This is a genomic window from Iodidimonas sp. MBR-22 (assembly GCF_029946565.1).
Classification (GTDB): Bacteria; Pseudomonadota; Alphaproteobacteria; order Sphingomonadales; family Rhodothalassiaceae; genus Iodidimonas; species Iodidimonas nitroreducens.
On record NZ_JARKVQ010000004.1, the window covers coordinates 116751 to 140055 of the forward strand.

15 protein-coding genes are annotated in these 23305 nt (G+C 56.6%); 7 read left to right on the forward strand and 8 right to left on the reverse strand.

Annotated elements, in window-relative coordinates; genetic code table 11:
* Window positions 1-33 precede the first annotated feature (33 nt).
* Window positions 34-834 carry a HesA/MoeB/ThiF family protein gene (locus QK300_RS04780; protein ID WP_281300535.1) on the forward strand — a complete coding sequence of 267 codons (801 nt, stop codon included), beginning with the start codon at window positions 34-36 and terminating at the stop codon, window positions 832-834.
* Between the two features lie 110 nt (window positions 835-944).
* Window positions 945-1547 carry a peroxidase-related enzyme gene (locus QK300_RS04785; RefSeq protein WP_281300534.1) on the forward strand — a complete coding sequence of 201 codons (603 nt, stop codon included), beginning with the start codon at window positions 945-947 and terminating at the stop codon, window positions 1545-1547.
* Between the two features lie 16 nt (window positions 1548-1563).
* Here QK300_RS04785 and QK300_RS04790 read toward each other — a convergent pair whose 3' ends face one another.
* The 6 genes from QK300_RS04790 to QK300_RS04815 form a co-directional block, all read right to left on the reverse strand.
* Window positions 1564-3171, reverse strand: a complete 1608-nt coding sequence (locus QK300_RS04790; protein ID WP_281300533.1) for a lysine--tRNA ligase — start codon at window positions 3169-3171, stop codon at window positions 1564-1566.
* A 222-nt stretch (window positions 3172-3393) separates the two neighbouring features.
* A complete protein-coding gene (locus QK300_RS04795) occupies window positions 3394-5601 on the reverse strand; it encodes a 3-hydroxyacyl-CoA dehydrogenase NAD-binding domain-containing protein (protein ID WP_281300532.1) in 2208 nt (735 codons plus the stop codon).
* A gap of 23 nt (window positions 5602-5624) precedes the next feature.
* Window positions 5625-6833: an acetyl-CoA C-acetyltransferase gene (locus QK300_RS04800; protein WP_281300531.1), complete on the reverse strand. Its 1209-nt coding sequence runs from the start codon at window positions 6831-6833 to the stop codon at window positions 5625-5627.
* 134 nt (window positions 6834-6967) lie between these two features.
* On the reverse strand, window positions 6968-8758 hold the full coding sequence (locus QK300_RS04805; RefSeq protein ID WP_281300530.1) for an acyl-CoA dehydrogenase C-terminal domain-containing protein: 1791 nt from the start codon (window positions 8756-8758) through the stop codon (window positions 6968-6970).
* Between the two features lie 34 nt (window positions 8759-8792).
* Window positions 8793-9269 (reverse strand): MerR family DNA-binding transcriptional regulator, encoded by a 477-nt coding sequence (locus QK300_RS04810; protein ID WP_081836942.1) that lies wholly within the window; start codon window positions 9267-9269, stop codon window positions 8793-8795.
* 276 nt (window positions 9270-9545) lie between these two features.
* Entirely contained in the window at window positions 9546-12551 is a 3006-nt protein-coding gene (locus tag QK300_RS04815) for a TonB-dependent receptor (RefSeq protein ID WP_281302270.1), read from the reverse strand.
* 190 nt (window positions 12552-12741) lie between these two features.
* Here QK300_RS04815 and QK300_RS04820 point away from each other — a divergent pair, with 190 nt between their 5' ends.
* Window positions 12742-16053 (forward strand): S41 family peptidase, encoded by a 3312-nt coding sequence (locus QK300_RS04820; protein WP_281320820.1) that lies wholly within the window; start codon window positions 12742-12744, stop codon window positions 16051-16053.
* A gap of 13 nt (window positions 16054-16066) precedes the next feature.
* Here QK300_RS04820 and QK300_RS04825 read toward each other — a convergent pair whose 3' ends face one another.
* Window positions 16067-16861 (reverse strand): VacJ family lipoprotein, encoded by a 795-nt coding sequence (locus QK300_RS04825; RefSeq protein WP_281300526.1) that lies wholly within the window; start codon window positions 16859-16861, stop codon window positions 16067-16069.
* A 309-nt stretch (window positions 16862-17170) separates the two neighbouring features.
* On the opposite strand from QK300_RS04825, the gene QK300_RS04830 reads away from it, so the two are divergent.
* The 4 genes from QK300_RS04830 to metH all read left to right on the forward strand — a co-directional run bounded on the left by QK300_RS04830 (window position 17171) and on the right by metH (window position 22901).
* Window positions 17171-18136, forward strand: a complete 966-nt coding sequence (locus QK300_RS04830) for a metalloregulator ArsR/SmtB family transcription factor (protein ID WP_281300525.1) — start codon at window positions 17171-17173, stop codon at window positions 18134-18136.
* A complete protein-coding gene (metF, locus tag QK300_RS04835) occupies window positions 18133-19071 on the forward strand; it encodes a methylenetetrahydrofolate reductase [NAD(P)H] (protein ID WP_281302269.1) in 939 nt (312 codons plus the stop codon). The genes QK300_RS04830 and metF overlap by 4 nt, the downstream gene beginning before the upstream one ends.
* On the forward strand, window positions 19068-20144 hold the full coding sequence (locus QK300_RS04840; RefSeq protein WP_281300523.1) for a homocysteine S-methyltransferase family protein: 1077 nt from the start codon (window positions 19068-19070) through the stop codon (window positions 20142-20144). The genes metF and QK300_RS04840 overlap by 4 nt, the downstream gene beginning before the upstream one ends.
* A gap of 93 nt (window positions 20145-20237) precedes the next feature.
* Window positions 20238-22901, forward strand: coding sequence for a methionine synthase (metH, locus tag QK300_RS04845; RefSeq protein WP_281300522.1), 2664 nt, complete (start codon window positions 20238-20240; stop codon window positions 22899-22901).
* Between the two features lie 5 nt (window positions 22902-22906).
* On the opposite strand, the gene arsC is transcribed toward metH, so the two are convergent.
* Complete coding sequence (arsC, locus tag QK300_RS04850) at window positions 22907-23248, reverse strand: arsenate reductase (glutaredoxin) (RefSeq protein WP_281300521.1); 342 nt, start codon at window positions 23246-23248, stop codon at window positions 22907-22909.
* Between the last annotated feature and the right edge of the window lie 57 nt (window positions 23249-23305).

The window sequence follows — 23305 nt, forward strand, 5'->3', positions numbered from 1 at the left end:
TTTATGCGGGGCGATCGCCGCCTTCGAGGGATTATGGAGCTATCAGATCAACAGCTGGAGCGCTATGCCCGGCACATTATCCTGCATGAGGTGGGCGGGTCCGGGCAGCAGCGCTTGCTGGCCTCCCGGATATTGCTCATCGGGGCCGGAGGGATCGGCTCGCCCGCAGCCCTTTATCTGGCTGCGGCAGGGGTCGGCCATCTCGGCATCCTTGATGATGATCGGGTGAGCCTGTCGAATTTGCAGCGCCAGATCCTTTATGGCACCTCGGATATCGGGCGATCCAAAGGGCAGGCGGCAGCCGAACGTTTGGGGGCGATCAATCCCGATGTTAGGGTTGATGTGCACGAGATGCGCCTTGATGCGAGCAATGCCGCCTCTTTGCTTCGTGGTTATGATCTGATCCTTGATGGATCGGATAATTTTACCACCCGGCTGGCGGTGAATGAAGCGGCGGTGGCTTTGGCAATTCCGCTGGTTTCGGCAGCCATCGGGCCTTTTGAAGGACAGCTTTCCGTGTTCAAGGGGTATCTGCCGGATCGCCCCTGCTATCAATGTCTGGTGCCGGCCCCCCCTGCGGATGAAGCGCAGCAATCCTGCGCCGCAACGGGGGTTTTGGGGGCGGTTGCCGGGGTGATGGGAAGCTGGGCTGCTTTAGAAGCCATGCGGGAACTGATGGATGTGGGGGAGAGCCTGGCCGGGCGCATGATCCTGTTCAATGCCCGGGATGCCATCACCCGAACCGTGGGGCTGGGAAAAGACCCGGCCTGCGCGATTTGTTCTGATCCCCATATGGCCCATCAGCCTCGGCCCGCTTCTCTCTCAAGAGCCTGATCCCGAAGGCGTCATCCCAAGCGCGTGAAGAACGGGATCGATCTCTTGCCGGATGAAAATCCACCGCTTAAACTTGTATGATAGTCAAACAATCATCTGAAGGACCGTTGATGTCGTTTTTACCGTCTTTGCCCAAGAAAACCAATCTATCGGATGTGATCAAGGGCTTTCCTGTCGCCTGGGAGCCGCTTTTTGATTTTCATGATGTTGTTTTACGCGGTGAAAGCCCGCTCAGCATCGGCGAGCGAGAATTGATCGCTGCTTATGTTTCGGGCCTCAATCACTGCCATTTTTGCTATAATGCGCACCGGGTTTATGCGGAAAGCTATGGCTTTGGCCCGGATGTGACCCCGGCTTTGCTGGATGATCTGGCGACCGCCCCCATCGATGATGCCCTGCGGCCGATCCTTGCCTATGCCGGCAAGCTGACGATCCGGCCATCCGATGTCACCAAAGCCGATGTGGCGGCCATTCTGGATGCCGGCTGGAATGAAACGGCGGTAGCCGATACCAATAAGGTGGCCGCCTTGTTCAATTATATGAACCGGGTGATTTTGGGCATGGGCGTGGATGATTTCAATGATTTCTATGCCCGCCGCCTTGAAGCCGTGCGCGCCCAGCCCATCGAAGATCGCAAGGCCGCCAATCAAAAAGACCTGAACAGCCGCCATTATCGCGGCTATGGGGTGCAGCTTGGGGTGATCAGCGAATAAGAGAGGGGCTTTTGCCTCAGCTCGGGCTTTTGCCAGCCAACACATCGCGGATCAGGGTCTTGCTGTTTTCAAGGCCATAAAGCGCGATGAAGCCGCCAAAGCGCGGCCCCTGGCTTTGCCCGAGCAGGGTTTCATAAAGCGCCTTGAACCAATCGCGCAAACTATCAAACGGTTGGCTTTTTCCAGATTCATAAACCTCTGTCTGGATTGTTTCGGCATCGCAATTATCTGGCAATTGATCAAGCCGGGTAAGCAGATCTTCCATCGCCGCCCGCTCCATCTCCGAAGGGGCGCGGAAAGATTTGGTGGGGGCCACGAAATCGCGATAATAGGCCAAGGCATAGCCCATCAGGCGATCAAGCTCGGGGTGGCTTGTCGCCGAAACCCCCTTCTGATAGCGGGACACAAAGCCCCATAAAGCGGCTTTATCCCGCGCGTGGCTGGCGGACACCAGATTGAGCAGCAGGCTGAAGCTGACCGGCAGATCGAAATGCGGCACCTGTCCCAGATGCACATGCCAGGCGGGATTTTTAAGCTGCGCTTCCGGTGTTTCTTCGTGGAATTTGGCGATGAAGCTATAATATTCATCCACCGTTTTGGGGATGACATCGAAAAACAGCTTCTTGGCCTTTTTGGGGGCGTGGAACATATAAAGCGACAGGCTTTCGGGCGAGGCATAAGACAGCCAATCCTCGATGGTGAGGCCATTGCCCTTCGATTTGGAGATTTTCTCGCCTTTTTCGTCGAGAAACAGCTCGTAATTAAAGCCTTCGGGGGGGCGGCTGCCCAGAATGCGCCGAATGGCCGATGACAGCTTCACCGATTCGATGAGATCCTTGCCCGCCATTTCATAATCCACATCCAGCGCATCCCAGCGCATCGCCCAATCCACTTTCCACTGGCATTTGACATGGCCGCCGGTGACCGGCACGGTGAAGGCCTCACCCTCTTCATCATGAAAGCTGATCGTTCCGGCTTCGGCATCCATAGCGATCAGGGGCGTTTGCAACACCACGCCGCTTTTGGGGCTGATGGGCAGAAAGGGGCAATAGCTTTTGCGCCGCTCCTCACCCAATGTGGGGAGGATGACACGGATCACCTTATCATAATTGCGCAAAATCTTGAGCAGGGTTTCATCGAACAATCCCGAACGATAACAATCGGTTGCTGAGCGGAATTCATAATCGAAACCGAATTGATCGAGAAAGGCGCACAGCCGGGCATTATTATGATGGGCAAAGCTTTCATGACTGCCGAAGGGATCGGGCACAGCGGTGAGCGGCTTGCCCAGATGCACCGCCATGGCCTCCTGATTGGGAATATTGGTGGGCACCTTGCGCAGCCCATCCATATCATCGGAAAAGCAGATCAGCCGGGTAGGAAGATCGCTGAGCAGGGAAAAGGCATGGCGCACCATGGATGTGCGCACCACTTCCCCAAATGTGCCCATATGCGGCAGGCCCGATGGCCCATAGCCGGTTTCAAACAGCACCTCGCCCTTTTTCGATCCACCCGTCTCGATGCGTTTGATCAGAGCCTGCGCTTCCTGAAAGGGCCAGGCGTTCGAGCCTTGAGCAAGGCGGCGCAGTTCGGCGGGGATGGGGGTGAGATTACTGCTGGTCATGAATTGATGCACATTGGTTGGGGGTTGGGGGGGTTCGGGGTTGGGGGATTGGTGGTTCACGGGTTCACAGGCATATACAACGCCCGTGGTCTATTTTCCAAGCCAAGCTTTTGCCTGATCTCCCTGGCCCCACCGATCACAGGCGCAAAAGCAAAAGGCCGTGGCAAAAAAAGGGAGGCCTGAAAGCCCCCCTTTCCATAACAATGATCAAGGCTGGATGCTTTATTCAGCAGCCGCAGCGCTGGTTTCCGGATAATAGCTCGCACCTTTTTTGGCCATCTCGCGAAGCTGATCCGGCACCCGGAACCGCTCGCCATAGCGATCCGCCAAACGGTCGGCTTCGGCCACGAAAGCGGACAAACCGATGAAATCCATATGGCTGAAGGGGCCGCCGGTCCAGGGCGCAAAGCCCCAGCCGAAAATCGCCCCCAGATCGCCATCTTCGGGCGTTGTCAGCACGCCTTCAGCAAAACAACGGGCACATTCCACGATCTGGCGATACAGCAGGCGGGTTTTCACCTCGTCCACAGTGGGCTGCTCGGCCGCGCGGGGAAAATGATCGGCAATGCCAGGCCAGATATATTTCTTGCCGCCATCTTCGGGGTAAACATACATGCCCTTGCCGTTTTTGCGGCCAAAGCGTTCGAGCTTTTCAACGAAGGTATCGACCACCACATCACCCGGAGAGGCCTGATAATCGGCACCCAGATCTTTTTTGGTCTGGTTCATGATCTTGTAAGACAGATCAATCGCCACTTCATCGCCCACAGCCAGCGGGCCGACCGGCATGCCAAGCATCTTTCCGGCATTTTCAATGAGCGCCGGATTGATCCCTTCCGCAACCATCGCATAGCCTTCCATCACATAGGTGCCGAAGGAACGCGATGTGTAAAAGCCCCGGCTGTCATTCACCACAATCGGGGTTTTTTTGATCTGCTGCACATAATCAAGGGCTTTGGCAATCGCTTCATCGCCAGTTTTTTCACCCGTGATGATTTCCACCAGCGGCATTTTTTCAACCGGTGAGAAGAAGTGAATCCCAACGAAATTCTGCGGTTGCGATGAAGCTTCGGCAAGGCCGGTGATCGGCAGGGTCGAGGTATTAGAGGCAAAGATGATGTCATCACCCGTCACCGCCAGTGCGCGTTTCGTCACATCGGCCTTCAGGGCGCGATCTTCAAACACCGCTTCGATCACCAGATCGGCATGAGCCAATTTGGTATAATCATCGGTGGCGGTGATGCGGGCGAGCAGGGCATCGCCGTCTTCTTTCGTCATCTTGCGGCGCTGCACCGCTTTTTCGACGATTTTCACCGAATAATCCTTGCCCCGATCAGCCGAGGCCTGATCGCGATCAACCAGCACCACCTCGATCCCCGCTGCTGCCGAGACATAGGCAATACCCGCGCCCATCAGGCCCGCGCCCAACATGCCGAGTTTTTTGGTGGGCATTTTGTCAAAGCCCTGAGGCCGCCGCGCGCCTTTTTCCGCAGCGGTTTTATTGACAAACAGCGTGCGGATCATATTGCCCGCCTGCCCTTCAACGATGAGCCGGGTGAAATATTTGCTTTCAATCTCGATAGCCATATCCATGGGCACGATCGAGCCTTCATAAACCGAAGACAGGATATATTGCACCGCCGGATAATTGCCGTAGGTTTTATCCCGCGCCATGGCATTGGCAGCCATGAAGGTTTGCACCGAACCGGGATGCATGGCACCGCCGCCGCCGGGATATTTGAAGCCTTTTTCATCCCAGGGCTGGATCGCCTTGGGATTGGCTTTCACCAGCTCTTTTGCTTTTTCCACCAGTTGATCCCGGGCCACCAATTCCTTGATGATCCCAAAGCCAACCCCTTCCTTGCCGGTCATGTTCTTGCCGGTGGAGAGAAACTGAAGGGCGGCCTGAATACCGATCAGGCGCGGCAGGCGCTGGGTGCCCCCACCGCCGGGCAGCAGCCCCACCATCACTTCGGGCAGGCCCAGCTTCACCGAGCCATCATCGGCGGCGATGCGATGATGACAGGCCAGGGGAATTTCAAAACCACCGCCCAAAGCCATGCCATTGATAGCGGCAATGAAAGGCTTGGTTTTTGAACGCTGAAGCTCTTTGGCATCCTTGCCGCCGGTTTCCATCTTGCGCAAAATACGGTTGAGCCGCACGGAATTCTGGAATACCTCGCCCGGTGTGGCGGTTTTCGCCATGGCCGAGAGGCCGCCCAGCATCCGCAGATCGGCCCCGGCCATGAAGGCGGGCTTTTCCGAGCAGATCACGGCACCGATGATGGCATCATCGGCCAGCACTTTATCAATGGATTGCTCAAGTTCAGACGTGAAATCGGCGGTGATCACATTCATCGATTGGCCCGGCACATCAATACCGATGATGGCCACACCGTCTTCGATGCGAAAATTGATCGTTTTGGTCATAATCTGTTTTCCCTGTCTTGCGATCAAACGCGTTCGATGATGGTGGCGGTGCCCATGCCCGCGCCGATGCACAAGGTGACCAGCGCCGTGGATTTGCCCGACCGCTCCAATTCATCAACCATGGTGCCTAAAATCATCGCGCCGGTGGCCCCCAGCGGATGGCCCATGGCAATGGCGCCGCCATTCACATTCATTTTGGAATGATCCACATCCAAAGCTTCCATGAAGCGCAGAACAACGGCGGCAAAGGCCTCGTTCAATTCCCACAGATCAATGTCGCCCGGGGTCATCCCGGCGCGCTTCAGGGCTTTTTCCGCAGCAAAAGACGGGCCGGTGAGCATGATGGTGGGTTCCGAACCGATGGAGGCATAGGCCCGGATGCGGGCGCGGGGCTTCATGCCCGTGCGTTCGCCGATTTCGCGGCTGCCGATCAAAAGCCCGGCCGAGCCATCCACGATGCCCGATGCATTGCCCGCATGATGCACATGATTGATGCGCTCCAATTCGGGATAGCGCTGCAAGGCCACGGAATCAAAGCCGTAATTGGCGCCCAATTCAGCGAATGAAGGCTTCAGCGCGCCCAATGTCTGCATATCGGTTTCAGGGCGCATATGCTCATCATGATCGAGCACCACCTCGCCGATCACATCCTTTACCGGCAAAATGGATCTGGCAAAGCGCTTGTCGTCCCATGCCGCCTTGGCGCGCTTCTGGCTTTCAATGGCATAGGCATCCACATCATCGCGGCTATAGCCGTATTTAGTCGCGATCAGATCGGCGGAAATGCCCTGGGGCACGAAATAGGTGGGCATGGCCACCGCCGGATCGGTGGCCCAGGCGCCGCCGTCCGATCCCATGGGCACCCGGCTCATGCCTTCCACACCGCCCGCGATCATCAGATCGGCCTGGCCCGCCATCACCTGGCCTGCGGCCATATTGCTGGCTTCAAGCCCGGAGGCGCAAAAGCGATTGATCTGCACCCCGGCAACCGATTCGGCATAGCCCGCATTGATGGCCGCCACGCGGGGGATACAGGCACCCTGCTCACCCACCGGCGAAACGCAGCCGAAAATCACATCATCCACAAGGCTGGTATCCAGCTCATTGCGATCACGCAGGCCTTCCAGCACTTGGGTCGCAAGCTGAATGGGGGTGATTTCGTGCAATTTGCCGTCTTTGCGGCCCTTGCCGCGCGGGGTCCGCACAGCGTCATAAATAAAGGCGTCGGCCATTCTAGAATCCTTTCCCGAAGGTGTGTCTGTTTTTCGTGCTTTGACTTTACAGAGTTTGGGGCCCTGCCTTCAGCGGACAAGGCCAAACCGCCCCTGCCCGCCGAAATTGGCTAAATCGGCATTGCCGCGCGTTTTTAAAAAGCATCCGCCGCAAGCGCCATGACCACATCCGCCCCGGCTTCGATCTTGGCCAGATGCGTGCCGCTTTCGGGCAGGATACGGGCCATGAAATACCGCCCGGTGATCAGCTTGTTTTGATAGAATTCAGCATCGCCGGTTCCCGCATCAAGGGCTTCAAGCGAAATTTTCGCCATTTGCGCCCACATGAAGCCCATCGCCACCAGCCCCATCAGATGCATATAGGCAGTGGCGGCAGCCCCCGCATGATCGGGGTTTTTCATGCCATTCTGCATCAGCCACATGGTCGCCGATTGCAGATCCTTCAGGGCTTTGGACAAAGGCTGGGTGAATTCGGCCATGTCGCCGTCCCCATTATCCTTCAAAAAGCCGCCCACGATCTTGAAATAGGTTTGCACGGCCCGGCCCCCATTCAGCCCCAGCTTGCGACCCACCAGATCGAGCGCCTGAATGCCATTGGTGCCTTCATAAATCATCGCAATGCGGGCATCGCGCACGAATTGCTCCATGCCCCATTCGCGGATATAGCCATGGCCGCCCAGAACCTGCTGGGCATTGGTGGCATTGGCATAGCCCTGATCGGTGAACACACCCTTGATCACCGGGGTGAGCAAAGACACGATATCATCGGCCAGTTGCCGCTCTTCCTCGGTTTTGGCCTTGTGCGCCAGATCCACCTGCAAGCCGCCCCACAAAGCCAGGGCGCGCGCGCCTTCATTAAAGGCCCGGGCATCCATCAGCATCCGCCGCACATCGGGGTGCACGATGATCGGATCGGCTTTGTCATCGGGGTTTTTGGCACCGGTCAGCGCCCGGCCCTGAATGCGATCCCGGGCATAATCGGCAGCATTCTGATAGGCCACTTCCGACAGACCCAGGCCCTGCAGGCCCACACCCAAACGCGCCGCATTCATCATGATGAACATGGCAGCCAGGCCCTTGTTCTTTTCACCCAGCAGCCAGCCGGTGGCCCCGTCATAATTCAGAACGCAGGTGGAATTGCCGTGAATCCCCATTTTTTCTTCAATGGAACCACAGGAAACGCCATTGCGATCGCCGACCGATCCATCCTCGCCGACGATGAATTTCGGCACCACGAACAGGGAAATACCCTTCACCGTATCGGGGGCATCCGGGGTTTTGGCCAGCACCAGATGAATGATATTTTCCGACAGATCATGTTCGCCAGCGGAAATGAAGATCTTGGTGCCCGAAAGCGTGTAGCTGCCATCATCCTGGGGCACGGCTTTGGTGCGGATCATCCCCAGATCGGTGCCGCAATGGGGCTCGGTGAGGTTCATGGTGCCGGTCCATTCGCCCGCGATCATCCTGGGCAGATATTTTTGCTTGATCTCGTCGGACGCCACAGCGCTCAAAGCGGCAATGGCCCCGGCGGTCAGCCCCGGATACATGGCAAAGGCCATGTTCGAGCTGATCATCATTTCCTCAAAGGCAAAGCCCACCACATGGGGCAGCCCCTGACCGCCAAATTCGGGGGATTGGGTCAGCCCCTGCCAGCCGCCCTCGACATATTTGTCATAAGCGGCCTTGAATCCCTTGGGGGCGCTGACCGAGCCATCCTCATGGCGGGTGCAGCCCTCATGATCGCCCGATGCATTGATCGGCTGCAATTCATTTTCACAGAATTTGGCCCCTTCCTCCAGCACGGCGGCAACCAGATCGGGGGTGGCTTCCTCGAAGCCGGGCAGGTCGTTGAACGAATCGAGCTTTAAAAGCTCGTTCAAAATGAAGGTCATATCCTTCACGGGGGCGCGATATGTGGGCATGAATGGACCCTTTCTGGTTCGGTTATAAGGATGCTTAGGAAGACGGTGATTGAACGACAGCCATATTGGCGGGGCCGATGCCTTCGGGGCCGCCAAGGGCTGCATGAAATTTGGTTTTCGCCTGATCTTCGCGCTCGGGATGATCGATCAGATCCCGGATCAGATCGGTGAAAGCGGTGAGTTCATTGATCATCTGATCGATATCGGCCCGCTGGGCGCGCAAATCGGAAAGCCTTGTCCGGCATTTATCCAGTGTCACCCGGCGTTGGGCGCTGCGATCATCGCCAAGGCTGTAAAGATCGAGCATTTCGGCAATTTCAGCCAGGGAAAAGCCCACCCTTTTGCCCCGCAAAATCCAGGCAATGCGGGCGCGATCCGTGCTGGAATAAATCCGCGTCTGCCCCTCGCGCCGGGGCGAGATCAGGCCCTGATCTTCATAAAAGCGCAAAGCCCGGGGCGTGATGTCAAACTCACGCGATAGGGTGGCAATGGAATAGGTTGCAGATGCCATGGGTTTATCCTCAATTTCTCCCACTATAATTAACGTTTACGTAAACGTCAATAACAAATGATATGATTTTATGCTGAGGCCCAATCCCTGCCGGGCGGAGCGGGTGCAGAGGACCCCATACCTCAAATCATACCGGCCGCAGGCAGCCCCAGCCTTGAGCACGCTTCATGCGGGCACCGGCGCCAACACCAACGGTTCGATCAACCGCCGCGCCGGGCGGAGCGGAAGCATAAAAAGAGAGCCAGCGCGACGAAGCACTGGCCCCCATTTTATGGATCAGAAGGTGACGTTCACCTGAGCATAGCCAAAGCGCCCCGGGACATCGAACAAGGTGGCGTCAAAGCCATTGAGCGCGCAGGAGAAACATTCCGGCGGATCGGTTTGCAGGATATTGTTGATCCCCACACTGAAGGCGATGCGGTCTTCAAAAATGGCGGGCTGCCATGTGGCCTGAAGATCGCCATAGATCTTGGAGCTGAGTTTGTTGGTGCCATCCGCGGGATCGGAACACAGGGTGCTCAGATCATTGATCCCCCCTGCCGAAACCCCGAACAGATTGGCCGGGCAGCTTTCCGTCAGGCCATCGATATAACGGGCGATGAAATTGACCGAAACCGTTTTATAGGCCCAATTGAGATTGGCCTGAACCCGAAATTCCGGCCAGCCTTTTTCCGGATCGCCCTGTTCGGTGCCAACCCGCTCGACCCTTGTAAAGCCATCGGCTGATGGGAAGCTTTCTTCAAAGCTGTTCACCCATGTGGTGAGGACACCGGCACTGAATCGACCAAAATCGGTCATGGGCGATTGATAATCGATGGAAAAATCCACCCCATCGGTTTCAATGCCGCCGATATTCTGGAGCTGGATATTAAACCCATTGATGGCCCCGCCCGGCGTGCGGCTGATGCCGCTGCACAAAACCGGATCAAGGGTTTGCACGCAGCCTTGCAATTTAACATCCTGATCAATGGCCTGAATGGCATTTTCCAGATCGATATTCCAATAGGTGGCTTCAAAGGTCAGGCTTTCCACGCCTTTGATATCGGCCGCCCATTTGGGGCTGTAAACGCTAGAAATCGAGAAGCTATCAGATGTTTCCGGCTGCAATTCCCGATTGCCCCCCACGGTGGTGGAAATCTGGGAATTAAGCTGGGTGAAGCTGCCATCGGCAGGCACCCCAAGGGCGACGCAATTTGCCTGAATTTGGGCCGATGCCGGATTGCCGCCCCCCAGACCGAGGAAATTGGAGCAGGGATCTTGCAAAGTGGCATCAAATCGGGCTTCAGAGCCGAAAAGCTCCCCAATGCCGGGGGCCCGCAAGCCTTCCGCATAGCTGCCGCGCAAGAGGAAATCCTCGGTTATCCGCCAGTTCACCCCGGCTTTGATCGTGGTATTGCCGCCAAAGGTGGAAAAATCGGAATAGCGGGCCGCAAAAGAAGCTTCGAGATATTCCGCAAAGGGCACCCCGGCCAGAAGCGGCAAAACGATTTCGCCATAAACTTCATCGACATTGAAGCTGCCCTGGGTGGGGGTTGAGGGCACACCGGCGCTTTCACCGGCCACCACCACGGCATCGGGCTGGAAAAATCCTTCGCGCTTTCTGTGCTCATAACCACCGGCAAAAGCGATCCAGCCCGCAGGTAAGCGGATCAGATCGCCGGAAATATTGGCGGTGACATCGAATAATTCCGATTCGCTTTCATCCTTTTGCACAAAGGTCACGAAATCGAGCATTTCAGGCGTGATGGAGCCGGTTCCATCCGCGCCCTGGCCGCCAAAAAAATTGAACGGTACGCAGCCATTGATGCTGGAGCCATCGGGATTAAGGCATTGATCGATCGGGCCCAGAGCCTGTTTCAATTTGGCGGAATTGAACGCCCCGAATTTACGCTGGCTGCCCCGGCTTTCGGAAAAGGTGGCATTTATATCCCAAAAGAAGCTGCGATCTTCAAAGGTGAAATCACCCCGCAAGCCCCCATTCAGATACCAGGTATCAACATTCTGTTCGAAAATGCGTGGCCCGGCTTCCAGCGGTCTGCGTCCGGCGAAAACAAAGCCGTTATCCGCATTAAGGGTGATGCCAAAGGGATTGAAGGGATTGGTCGCATCCACGGAAATCGTATCCATCAGATTGCCATTGCCGGCATCGGGGCCGATGAACAAAGGCTCTGGCGCCGCCTGATTGGTGGATTCGCGATTGTTGAACACAGCCTTCATTTCGAAAACCACATTATCGGTCAGATCATGTTCGATATTGGAAAAGACACTCACCCGTTTATTGGGCGTGGATACCAGATTGAATTGCGCGAAATTGAAACGGTCGCTGGTATCGAAAGCATTGAAATCCAGCGATGCCGGATTGGCCGGATCAAAAGCTGCCAGATTGCCCAATTGATTGATGGCCCCATTATTAAGGGTGATATCGGCGTTTATGGGATTGCCATCGCCATCAAAAGCCCCGGTGCCAAAAATGAACCGACCCTGTGGCGTGCCCGAAGAACAAAAAGGCGTGCAGGCCCCAACACCGGGGGTTGGAAAGGCCGAGATTTTACGATCAGAAGCCCTGATCGCGCTGGCTTCATTATAGGTTACATCCACAAAAATCCGGGTGCGCTCTCCCTGAGAACCAAATGACAGGGAATATTCCTGGGTTTCGCCATCCCCTTCATTAAGAAACATGCCGCCATAGGCCGAGGCCTTGAATCCTTCGAAATCTTTTTTGGTGATGATGTTGATCACCCCGGCAATGGCATCCGAGCCATAAATTGCCGAAGCCCCATCTTGCAGAACCTCGATCCGTTCGATCGCATTGGTGGGCACGGTGCCCAGATCCACCGCCGATGAAACGCCGGACCCCGATGTTTCATTCACCCAGCGCTTACCATCCACCAGCACCAGCACCCGCTTGGGGCCCAATCCACGCAGATCGGCCTGAACCGAGCCCGCGCCAATGCCGCCGCCATCGGGTGGAAAACCAAAATTGCCTGAATTATTGAATCGGCTGTTAAAGGTGCCTTGGGATTGCGGCAATCTTTGCAGAAAATCGCCGACATTGGTCAAACCGCTACGATCAATATCTTCCGAACTGAGATTGACGATCGGGGAGGGCGAATTGAGGGGATTGCGCCGAATGCGCGACCCGGTCACCACCACTTCCTCGATGGTCGTGGCCTTTTCATCCGTTTGTGATTGATCTGGCTGGGCAAGCGCAGGCATTGTCAGCAGCAGGGCAAAGCCCCCGCTGCTCCCCATCAAAAGCGTGCGAAGCATTTTATTTTTCATAATAACCTCCCAATTTTTTTTGAAACGATCCCGATGACCGCAGGCCAAGCCTAAACAATTTAAAATCAACTGATGAGAGAAATATTTTGTCATAATCTATTTTAAATGGAGAGACGGCTCTGATCCGGGAATTGACCTTTGGCCGCAATCTTGGCAGGCTTGGAAACCTGTTTTCATGAAGGGGGTTATGATGTGTTTTGGAAATCTTGCCAGCAAAGGCACCATCACCCTCATCCTCATATTTTTCGCCCAAACCGTTGCCGGCCAGACACAGTTGTTGCGCCAACCCGATCTATCGGCCACGCATCTTGTTTTTGCCTATGCCGGTGATCTTTATGTTTCCGATCCACTGGGCGCGAACCCCCGCCGCTTGACCGTGGGGGCTGCCGAAGAAAGCCACCCCCATATCTCACCGGATGGCACCATGGTGGCTTTCACCGGCCATTATGAAGGCAATGCCGATGTTTATGTGATGCCGATCACCGGCGGGCAGCCGGTCAGGCTCAGCTATCACCCCGGTGATGATTGGGTGCGCGGCTGGTCGGCGGATGGATCGGCGGTGCTGTTCAGTTCGGATCGGGGCTTAAGCTATCAGCGCGGCGGCCAGCTTTTTGAAATTGCTTTAAAAAATGGGATAGAGCCCCATGGCTTGCCCCGGGCCCTGCCCATGCCCATTGCCTGGGATGGCGCTTATGCCCCCGATGGCGGGCAGATCGCCTATCAGCCCTTTCCATCGGGCTATAGCGGATCGGCTGGCTGGAAAGGCTATCGCGGCGGGACCACCCCACCGATCTGGATTTTCGATACCAAAAGCCATGAGATCAGCGCGATCCCCAATGATGGCGTGAATGATGCCCACCCCATCTGGCTCGATAACAGCATTTTCTTTGTATCAGACCGGGATGGCGTGGCCAATTTATGGTCATATGATCTGGCCGATCAAACTTTGCGCCAACACACCTATCACAAGGATTGGGATATCAAATCTGCCGCCGGCTATGGTCGGCGCATCGTTTATGAATTGGGTGGTCGCCTGCATCTTTATGATCTGGAAACAGACAGCACAAAAGCTCTTGCGATTGACCTGACGGTTGATCTGCCCGCCGCCCGGCCAAAATGGATCGAAGGGAAAGATTATATCGCCGAAGCGCGCCTGTCCCCCGATGGCCAAACGACTCTGCTCAGTGTGCGGGGCGAAATCATCAGCCTTTCGGTCAATCATGATGAGATGATCCAGATCACCCGATCATCGGGGGCCCATGATCGCGCGCCCCTGTGGTCGCCCGATGGCCGCAAGCTTGCTTATCTTAGCGATCAATCGGGGGAATATGCCCTTTATGTGGGGGCTGTCAGCGGCCTTGGCACCACGACCTATTATGATCTGGCCGGTGCCCCCGCCACCTATCGGCTCCATGCCTTTACGCCGGATGGATCGGCTATTCTTTATGAGGATAATCATCTCAATCTCTATGAAATCAGCCTCAAGGATGGCACATCGGTGCGCATTGGCGGCCATGCCCGGCGCTGGTATCCCCATGGCTTTGCCCTCGCGGTCTCGCCCGATAGCCGCTATGTGGTCTTCCGGCGGGCCAATGAAACCTATTTGAACAGCCTGATGATCCATGATCGCCAAAGCCGCGAAACTTTTTCCCTGACCAACGGCCCCGGCAGCCTTGATGCCCCTGTTTTCAGCCGGGATGGGAAATATCTGTTTTTCACCGCCAGCACCAATAGCGGCCCGGCCGGTGCCTGGCTTGATATGAGCAATCAGGATCGGGTGGTGCGCCGGGGGGTTTATGCGGCTGTGCTTTCGGCCAGCGATCCCACCCCGGTCCTTCCTGAAATCGATCAACCGTCAGCGACTCCAAATCCCCCGGGGGATTCGCGCAAAAAAACCAGAAACAAGGCCGCAGCCCCTGATCCTGCCGCCCCGCCGCAAACCCGGCTCGACCGCGAAGGGCTCGAAAAACGCATTGTCGCCCTGCCTATGGTCTTGCGCGATTATAATCGGCTGATGATCGGCAAGGATGGTGCCCTTTATGCTCTTGCTCTCCGCCCGGATGCGGCGGAAGAAAGCCCTCCGGGCCGCGAGAGTGATGCCGTTCACAGCCTCTATCGTTTTGATTTCAAAACGCATAAGGAAAGCCTGTTTCTGGCGGATGTGGGTGAGGCCGAGATCAGCGCCGATGGCGATCATCTGCTTGTTTCGCGCCCCAAAAAATCATGGGCGGTGGTGGAAACCGGCACGCCAACAGCCCCCATGCAGGGGATCAAGGATCTGGCGCTTGATAAAATTCGCCTTCAAATCGATCCCCGCGCGGAATGGCGGCAGATTTTTAACGAGGTCTGGCGGCTGGAGCGTGATTATTTCTATGATCCTGCCATGCATGGTCTTGATTGGGAGGCGGTGCGGCAAAAATATGCGCCCATGCTCGATCATCTGGGCCGCCGCGAGGATCTCACCCATATTCTGATCGAAATGATTTCCGAACTGGGGGTGGGCCATGCCCGCGCCTCGGGGGGCGATATCGTGAAGGCGGAAGGCCAGAAAGTGGGGCTTTTGGGGGCTGATTTCAGGGTTGCCAATGGCTATTATCAGATCAGCCGGATTTATGATGGGGAAAGCTTCAATCCCTTTCTCGGGGCGCCTTTGGCAGTGCCGGGGCTTGGGGTGAAGGCCGGGCATTATCTGCTGGCGATCAATGGCCAGCCGATCACCGCATCAGATAATCCCTATCGTTTTTTGGAAGGCACGGTGGGGCGGCAAACCCTGTTGCATCTGAATGACAAGCCCGAGATGAAGGGGGCTTATTCCATCATCGTGCAGCCGATCCCCAATGAACGGGGGCTGCGCCGCTGGGCCTGGATCGAAGATAATCGCCGCCATGTGGCCGCCCTGACCGATGATCGCGTGGGCTATGTGTATCTGCCCAATACCGCCGCCGATGGCTTCAGCTATTTCAATCGCTATTTTTTCAGCCAGCTTGATAAACAGGCTTTGATCATCGATGAGCGCGGTAATGCCGGTGGGCAGGCGGCAAATTATATCGTTGATCTGCTCAACCGATCCCATCTGGCCTCATGGAAGGATCGCGATGGCGCGCTTTTTACAACGCCTGTGGGGGCGATTTTCGGACCGAAAGTGATGCTGATCGATCAATTCGCGGGTTCAGGCGGCGATTTTCTGCCATTTGCCTTTAAATACCAAACCGGCGGCACCCTGATCGGCACCCGCACATGGGGCGGGCTGATCGGCATCGGGGTGGCGCCTGATCTGATCGATGGGGGCAGGATTACCACACCTTATTTCCGCTTCATCCACCCCAAAGGGGGCTGGGCCATCGAAAATGAAGGGGTGAGCCCCGATATCACGGTGGACATGACCCCGAAAGCGGTGATCGAAGGCCGCGACCCCCAGCTTGACAAGGCCATCGCCGTGATCTTGCAGCAATTAGGCGAAAACCCACCGCCCAAACTGCCCGGCGCCCCGGAAGGACCCTGAGCAGGGTCTGTGGCTATTCCGGGAAATCCTCGAAATCCTGATCAAACAGATCCGCTTCTTCATCGGTTTGGCCCGATTGGCCATTGCTGATTTCAAATAAGCGGCGCTGGCGAAAAGCCGAACGGGCAAAGGCATAGGGATCATCTGCCTTCATCACTTCCTTGATTATATTCCAATTGCGATCCCGTGATTCCATCACGCCACCCGCGGCCCAGCCCCGCCGGGCCCAGCGTTCATCGGCGATATCAAGTCCAAGGCTGACCGGATCAGACAGGGAATCCCCCACAAAGCCAATGGTATCGCGAGGATTGGTGGGGCCGATGATCGGTAAAACCAGATAAGGACCGCCGCCAATGCCCCACACCGCCAGCGTTTGCCCAAAATCTTCATCCACACGGCGAATCCCATAGGCCGTGGCGGGATCGGCAATGCCCCCAATGCCCAGAACGGTATTCGCCAAAAAGCGTTTGGTGGCGATGCCAGCGCGGGTGCCTTCGCCCTGCAAAAGGGAATTGACGATCACCAAAGGCATTCTGGCATTGGCATAGATATTGGAAATGGCTTCACGAAAAATTTTCGGAATGATGGTGCGATAAACCCATGTGACCGGCTGCAGGATCACCGTACCCAGCCCATTATTCACTTTCCACATCGCCCGATTGAATGGCTCCAGCGGATCATTGGCCTCTTCATAAGCGGCTACAGCATCCAGATCATTGGCCGGGGGCCGGGTGGCACAGCCTGCGATGGCTAAAATGAGCAGAGCAGCCGCAAGGCCGCGCATGAAAAAATTTTGAGGCAAAATCATAAGCGCGGACGCTCCTGAAATGAGGATGTGAAGGCTCTTGCCAGATCAGGCAGTGCGGCCCTTGGCTATTGTCTTCTCTAGCAGAGAGTTGATGCGGGCCTCAACTCTTTCGCTGCGCGGCTACGATCATGTGAACGGAATGGATCGGCCTCCCTCTGGATTATGGCCGATTTTGAGGGATCCCGCCCCAATCCAACCTTTAAACGAGCGCTGCTTTTTGAGAGTCAAAAACACAAAACCCTTTACCAGACATAAAGATATGTTTATATACTATGGACATATTATATCAGTTTAAGGCCTGTAAACGACATGGATGCGATCCTTTCAGCCCTGCGTGCCGCCGGAGAACCCACAAGGCTCCGGATTTTGGGCCTTTTGGGCCATGGTGAATTGACGGTAACGGAACTGACCCAGATCCTGCGGCAAAGCCAGCCCCGGGTTTCGCGCCATTTGCGCCTGTTATCCGAAGCCGGGCTTCTGGATCGTTTTCGTGAAGGAGCCTGGGTGTTTTACCGGATCGTGGAGGGGGGCACCCAGGGCCATCTGGCGCGCACCATCGTCGATCTTTTGCCCGATGAGGATCAGGAGCATCAGCGCGATCTGGAAAGGCTGGATGATGTGCGCAAGGCCCGGGCCGAGGCGGCAGCCGCTTATTTCCGGGCCAATGCCCCCCATTGGGATAAAATCCGCTCGCTTTATGTGCCTGAAGATCAGGTGGAAAGTCGGCTGCTGGCCATCCTTGATCAGATCGAGGTGAAGGACCTGCTGGATATCGGCACGGGAACCGGACGGATTTTGGAGGTATTCGCCCCCCATATCAGCCGGGGTTTGGGGATCGATCTTTCGCCGGAAATGCTGACCGTGGCGCGGGCAAGCCTTGCCGCCAAGGATATCGGCCATTGTCAGGTGCGCTTGGGCGATATGTACGATATCCCCCTTGCCAATGACAGCATGGACCTGATCATCCTGCATCAGGTTTTGCATTTCGCCGAAGATGCGGGCACGGCGCTGAAGGAAGCGGCGCGGGTTTTGCGCCCCGGCGGCATGGCGCTGATCGTTGATTTCGCCCCCCATGAGCATGAAGACCTGCGCGATGATCATCAGCATCGCCGCTTAGGGTTCGCCGATGATGAGGTGGTGGGCTGGGCCCAATCCGCCGGGCTTCGGGCCTTTGATATCGAGCATCTGGATGGCGGCACCCTCACCGTCACCTTATGGACATTGGAAAAACCCCAAACCCAGCCTGCCGCAAAAAGATTGGAGCCGGCCTTATGACCCATCATCAGCCCTGGATAAAGCCTTTGGGGCAGCCCCTGTTTACCGGGGATCTGTCAGCGGTGGATGTGTCTTTTGAATTTTTTCCGCCCAAAACCGAAAAGATGGAAGAACGCCTGTGGACGGCGGTGAAAATGCTGGAGCCTTTGGCGCCGCGTTTCGTTTCGGTGACCTATGGGGCGGGCGGCTCAACCCGGGAACGCACCCATAAAACCGTGCGCCGCCTGCTTACGGAAACCACCCTGAAGCCAGCGGCGCATCTCACCTGTGTGGGGGCCACCCGCGACGAGATCGATGCCATCATTCACGATTATAAAGAGGCCGGGGTGAAGCATATCGTAGCCCTGCGCGGCGATGCCCCTGATCCATCCACCGGCTATCGGGCAACGCCGGGGGGCTATGAAAATGCCGCCGATCTGGTGGCCGGGATCAGAAAGATCGGCGATTTCGAGATTTCGGTGGCCGCCTATCCCGAATGTCATCCCGATAGCCCCAATCTGGCAGCCGATCTTGATAATCTGAAGCGCAAGGTGGAGGCCGGGGCCACCCGCGCCATCACCCAGTTCTTTTTTGAACCGGATCAGTATTTCCGCTATCTCGATCATGTCCGATCTTATGGCATCGATGTGGAAATCACCCCTGGCATCCTGCCGGTGACCAATTTCGAACAGCTCAAACGCTTTGCCGCCAGCTGTGGGGCCTCGGTTCCGCGCTGGATGGCCGATCTGTTTGAAGGGCTGGATGATCACCCGCAAACCCGCAGCTTAGTGGCCGCGACCGTCGCCAGCGAATTGTGCCGCCGCTTGCAGGCGGGCGGGGTGAACAGCTTTCATTTCTATACCCTCAACCGCGATGAACTGACCTATGCCACCTGCCATATGCTGGGCATCAGGCCCGCGCGGACTGCCGATCTTCCAAAGGATAAAACCGGATGAACCCGTCGATCCAAAATCGCCTGAACAACAGCGCCCAAAAGATCCGTGCCTTGGCAAAAGAGCGCATTTTGCTGCTCGATGGGGCCACCGGCACGATGATCCAATCCCACAAGCTCAAGGAAGCCGATTATCGCGGCAGCCAATTTGCCGATTGGACGCGGGATCTGAAGGGCGACAACGATCTTTTATGCCTGACCCGGCCCGCCCTGATGCAAGCCATCCATGAGGATTTTCTGGCCGCCGGATCGGATATCATCACCACCAACAGCTTCAATGGCACCAGCATCAGCCAATCCGATTATGGCATGGAAGCACAGGTGGAGGCGATCAATCTGGCCGCCGCCCGCATCGCCCGCAAAGCCGCCGATGAATGGACTGCGAAAACACCGGATAAGCCGCGCTTTGTAGCCGGTTCCATCGGCCCCACCAATAAAACCCTTTCGGTATCGCCCCGGGTCAATGAGCCGGGCTATCGCGATGTCACCTTCGATCAGATGAAAGATGTGTATAAACAGCAGGCGGCCGCTCTTCTGGAAGGCGGGGTCGATCTTTTGCTGATCGAAACCATATTCGATACCCTGAATGCCAAGGCCGCCCTTGTGGCCGTGGATGAATTGTCCCAAAGCCATGATGTGCACATCCCGATCATTCTGGCGGTCACCATCACCGATCTATCAGGGCGCAATCTATCGGGGCAAACCGTTGAAGCCTTCTGGTATTCGGTGCGCCATGCCCGGCCTTTGGCGGCAGGCATGAACTGTTCTTTCGGGGCCGATCAATTGCGCCCCCATGTGCTGGCTTTATCCAAAATCGTGGAAACGCTGATCTGCGTTTATCCCAATGCCGGACTGCCCAATGATATGGGCGATTATGATGAAAGCCCGGCCCATACCGCCGGGTCGCTCGAAAGCTTTGCCCGCGATGGCCTGGTGAATATCGTGGGCGGCTGCTGCGGCACCACGCCGGATCATATCCGGGCCATCGCCAGGGCCATCGCCGATCAAAAGCCGCGCATCCCGCCATCGCCAGCGCCAAAATTGCGGCTGGCGGGGCTGGAACCGATGGTCGCCTGATCGCCCCATGCATCGGGGCCACAGCCCTTTCTTCATCTTGCGGGCTATGGATGCGTAGCCCGGATCGTTCCTCACGCAATCAGATCGCACAGCATGACCCAGAAAACCGCACAATTCATCAATATCGGCGAACGCACCAATGTCACGGGATCGGCCCGGTTCAACAAGTTGATCCTGAATGGCGATTATGATGCAGCGCTGGAGGTGGCCCGCTCACAGGTGGAAAACGGGGCCCAGATCATCGATATCAATATGGATGAGGGGATGCTCGACAGCCAAGAGGCGATGACCATCTTTCTCAATCTGATCGCCACCGAGCCGGATATTGCCCGGGTGCCGATCATGATCGATAGCTCGAAATGGGCGATCATCGAAGCCGGTTTGAAATGCGTTCCCGGCAAGGCCATCGTCAATTCAATCTCCTTGAAAGAAGGCGAGGCGCCCTTTCTGGAACAATCCCGCACGATCCGCCGTTTTGGCGCGGCCACCGTGGTGATGGCTTTTGACGAGGATGGCCAGGCCGATAGCATCGAACGCAAGGTGGCGATCTGCGAACGATCCTATAAATTACTGACCGAGGATGGCTTCCCCCCCGAAGACATCATCTTTGATCCCAATATCTTTGCCGTTGCCACCGGCATTGAAGAGCATAACCCCTATGCCCGCTATTTCATCGAAGCCACGAAAATCATCAAACAGCGCTGCCCCCATGCCCGCATATCGGGCGGCGTTTCCAATGTGTCTTTTTCATTTCGCGGCAATGATCGGGTGCGCGAAGCGATGCATTCGGTGTTTTTATATCACGCCATTGCCGCCGGGATGGATATGGGCATCGTCAATGCCGGTCAGCTCGCCGTTTATGATCAGATCGAGCCGGAATTGCGCGATTGTGTCGAGGATGTGATCCTTGATCGCCGCCCCGATGCCACCGATCGCCTGCTGGAGATGGCCGAACGCTATAAAGGCGGCGGCCTGCGCCGGGAAGAAGATCTTTCATGGCGGGATGTGGCGGTGGAAAAGCGCCTTGAATATGCCCTTGTGAAGGGGATCGACAAATTCGTGGTGGAAGATACCGAAGAAGCCCGGCAAAAAGCATCGCGCCCCATCGATGTGATCGAAGGCCCCTTGATGGATGGCATGAATGTGGTGGGCGATCTGTTTGGTTCGGGGAAGATGTTCCTGCCTCAGGTGGTGAAGTCGGCGCGGGTGATGAAAAAGGCCGTGGCCCATCTGCTCCCCTATATCGAGGCTGAAAAAGCCGAAGGCGCGGGCGGACCGAAAGGCCGGATCGTGATGGCCACGGTGAAGGGCGATGTGCATGATATCGGCAAGAATATCGTGGCGGTGGTTTTGCAATGCAATAATTTCGAGGTCATCGATCTGGGGGTGATGGTGCCATGGCAAACCATCCTCGAGACTGCCCGCGAGCAGAAAGTCGATATGATCGGGCTTTCGGGCCTGATCACCCCATCCCTTGATGAAATGGTCACGGTTGCCGAGGAAATGCAGCGCCAGCACTTCAAGCTGCCGCTTTTGATCGGCGGGGCCACCACATCGAAAATGCACACGGCGGTGAAAATCGCCCCGGCCTATGATGGGCCGGTGGTGCATGTGCTTGATGCCTCGCGATCAGTGGGGGTGGCGGGCACCTTGGTATCGGATCAGCACAAGCAGCGCTTTGTGGATGAAACCAAAAGCAGCTATGACAGCATGCGCGAAAAGCGCCTGGCCCGGCCCCAGGTGGATCGTCTGATCAGCCTTGCTCAGGCCCGCGACAATGCCCCCGCCCTTGATTGGTCGAACGGCCCATCGGCACCGAAACCCCGGCGCCCGGAGCGTATCGTGCTCGACAATTATCCGCTTGGCGATCTGGTGGAACGCATTGATTGGACGCCCTTTTTTCGCACATGGGAACTGGCTGGCACCTATCCCGCCCTGTTAAAAGATGCGATCATCGGGGAAACCGCCCGCAATCTGTTTGACGATGCCAAAAAAATGCTGGCGCGCATCATCGATGAACACTGGGTGGAAGCGCGGGGCGTATGCGCCTTCTGGCCCGCCAATGCCGATGGCGATGATGTGATTTTATGGCACGATGAAAGCCGCACAAAAGAACGCGCCCGGGTGCATTTCCTGCGCCAGCAGCAGCAAAAGCGCGGAGAGCGCAGCAATGATTGTCTGGCCGATTTCATCGCCCCTGCATCCACCGGCCTGTGTGATTATATCGGCGGTTTCGCGGTCACGGCGGGGGGCCGGATCGAAGAAAAGCTGGCCGAATTCAAGGCCGCCCATGATGATTATGCCTCGATCATGCTGAAGTCATTGGCGGATCGGCTGGCCGAAGCCTTTGCCGAGCGGCTGCATGAAAAGGTGCGCACCGAATTCTGGGGCTATGCATCCGATGAAGCCCTGAGCAATGAACAGATCATCAAGGAAGGCTATCGCGGCATTCGCCCGGCACCGGGCTATCCGGCCTGCCCCGATCATTCTGAAAAACCGGCGCTATTTGCCCTTCTCGATGCGGAAAAGGCCACCGGCATTCATCTCACCGAAAGCTTTGCGATGCTGCCTGCCTCCAGCGTTTCGGGCTATTATCTGGCGCATCCCGAAAGCCATTATTTCGGGATTGGCAAAATCGGCCCGGATCAGGTGGAGGATTATGCCAAAAGGCGCGGGGTCGAGATCGCCCGGATCGAAAAATGGCTGTCGCCCAATCTTGGCTATGAGCCTGCCGCACGGTTCAAAAAAACCGGCTGATCGCTTTAGAGAATATCGAGCACCTGCTCTGGCGGGCGGCCAAGGGCGGCGCGATCAGTGCCGATCAGGATCGGGCGCTCGATCAGAATGGGGTGGGCGGCCATGGCGGCGATGAGGTCTTCATCGCTTTTGTCGGGATCATCAAGCCCCAGATCCTGATAGGCGGCTTCACCCCGGCGCAGCAATTGCCGTGGGGTCATCCCCAACAGCTTCAGGGCATGGGCGATTTCATCGGCGCTGGGGGGTGTTTCCAGATAGCGCCGGATCACCAGATCCACGCCGCGCGCATCCAAAAGGGCGAGGGTCTGGCGCGATTTGCTGCAACGCGGATTATGCCAAAGCTCCATCTGCGGCCCCTTTTGTCCTGATGATCGATTGTGCCCCTCTTTTATAAAAGCGGCCCA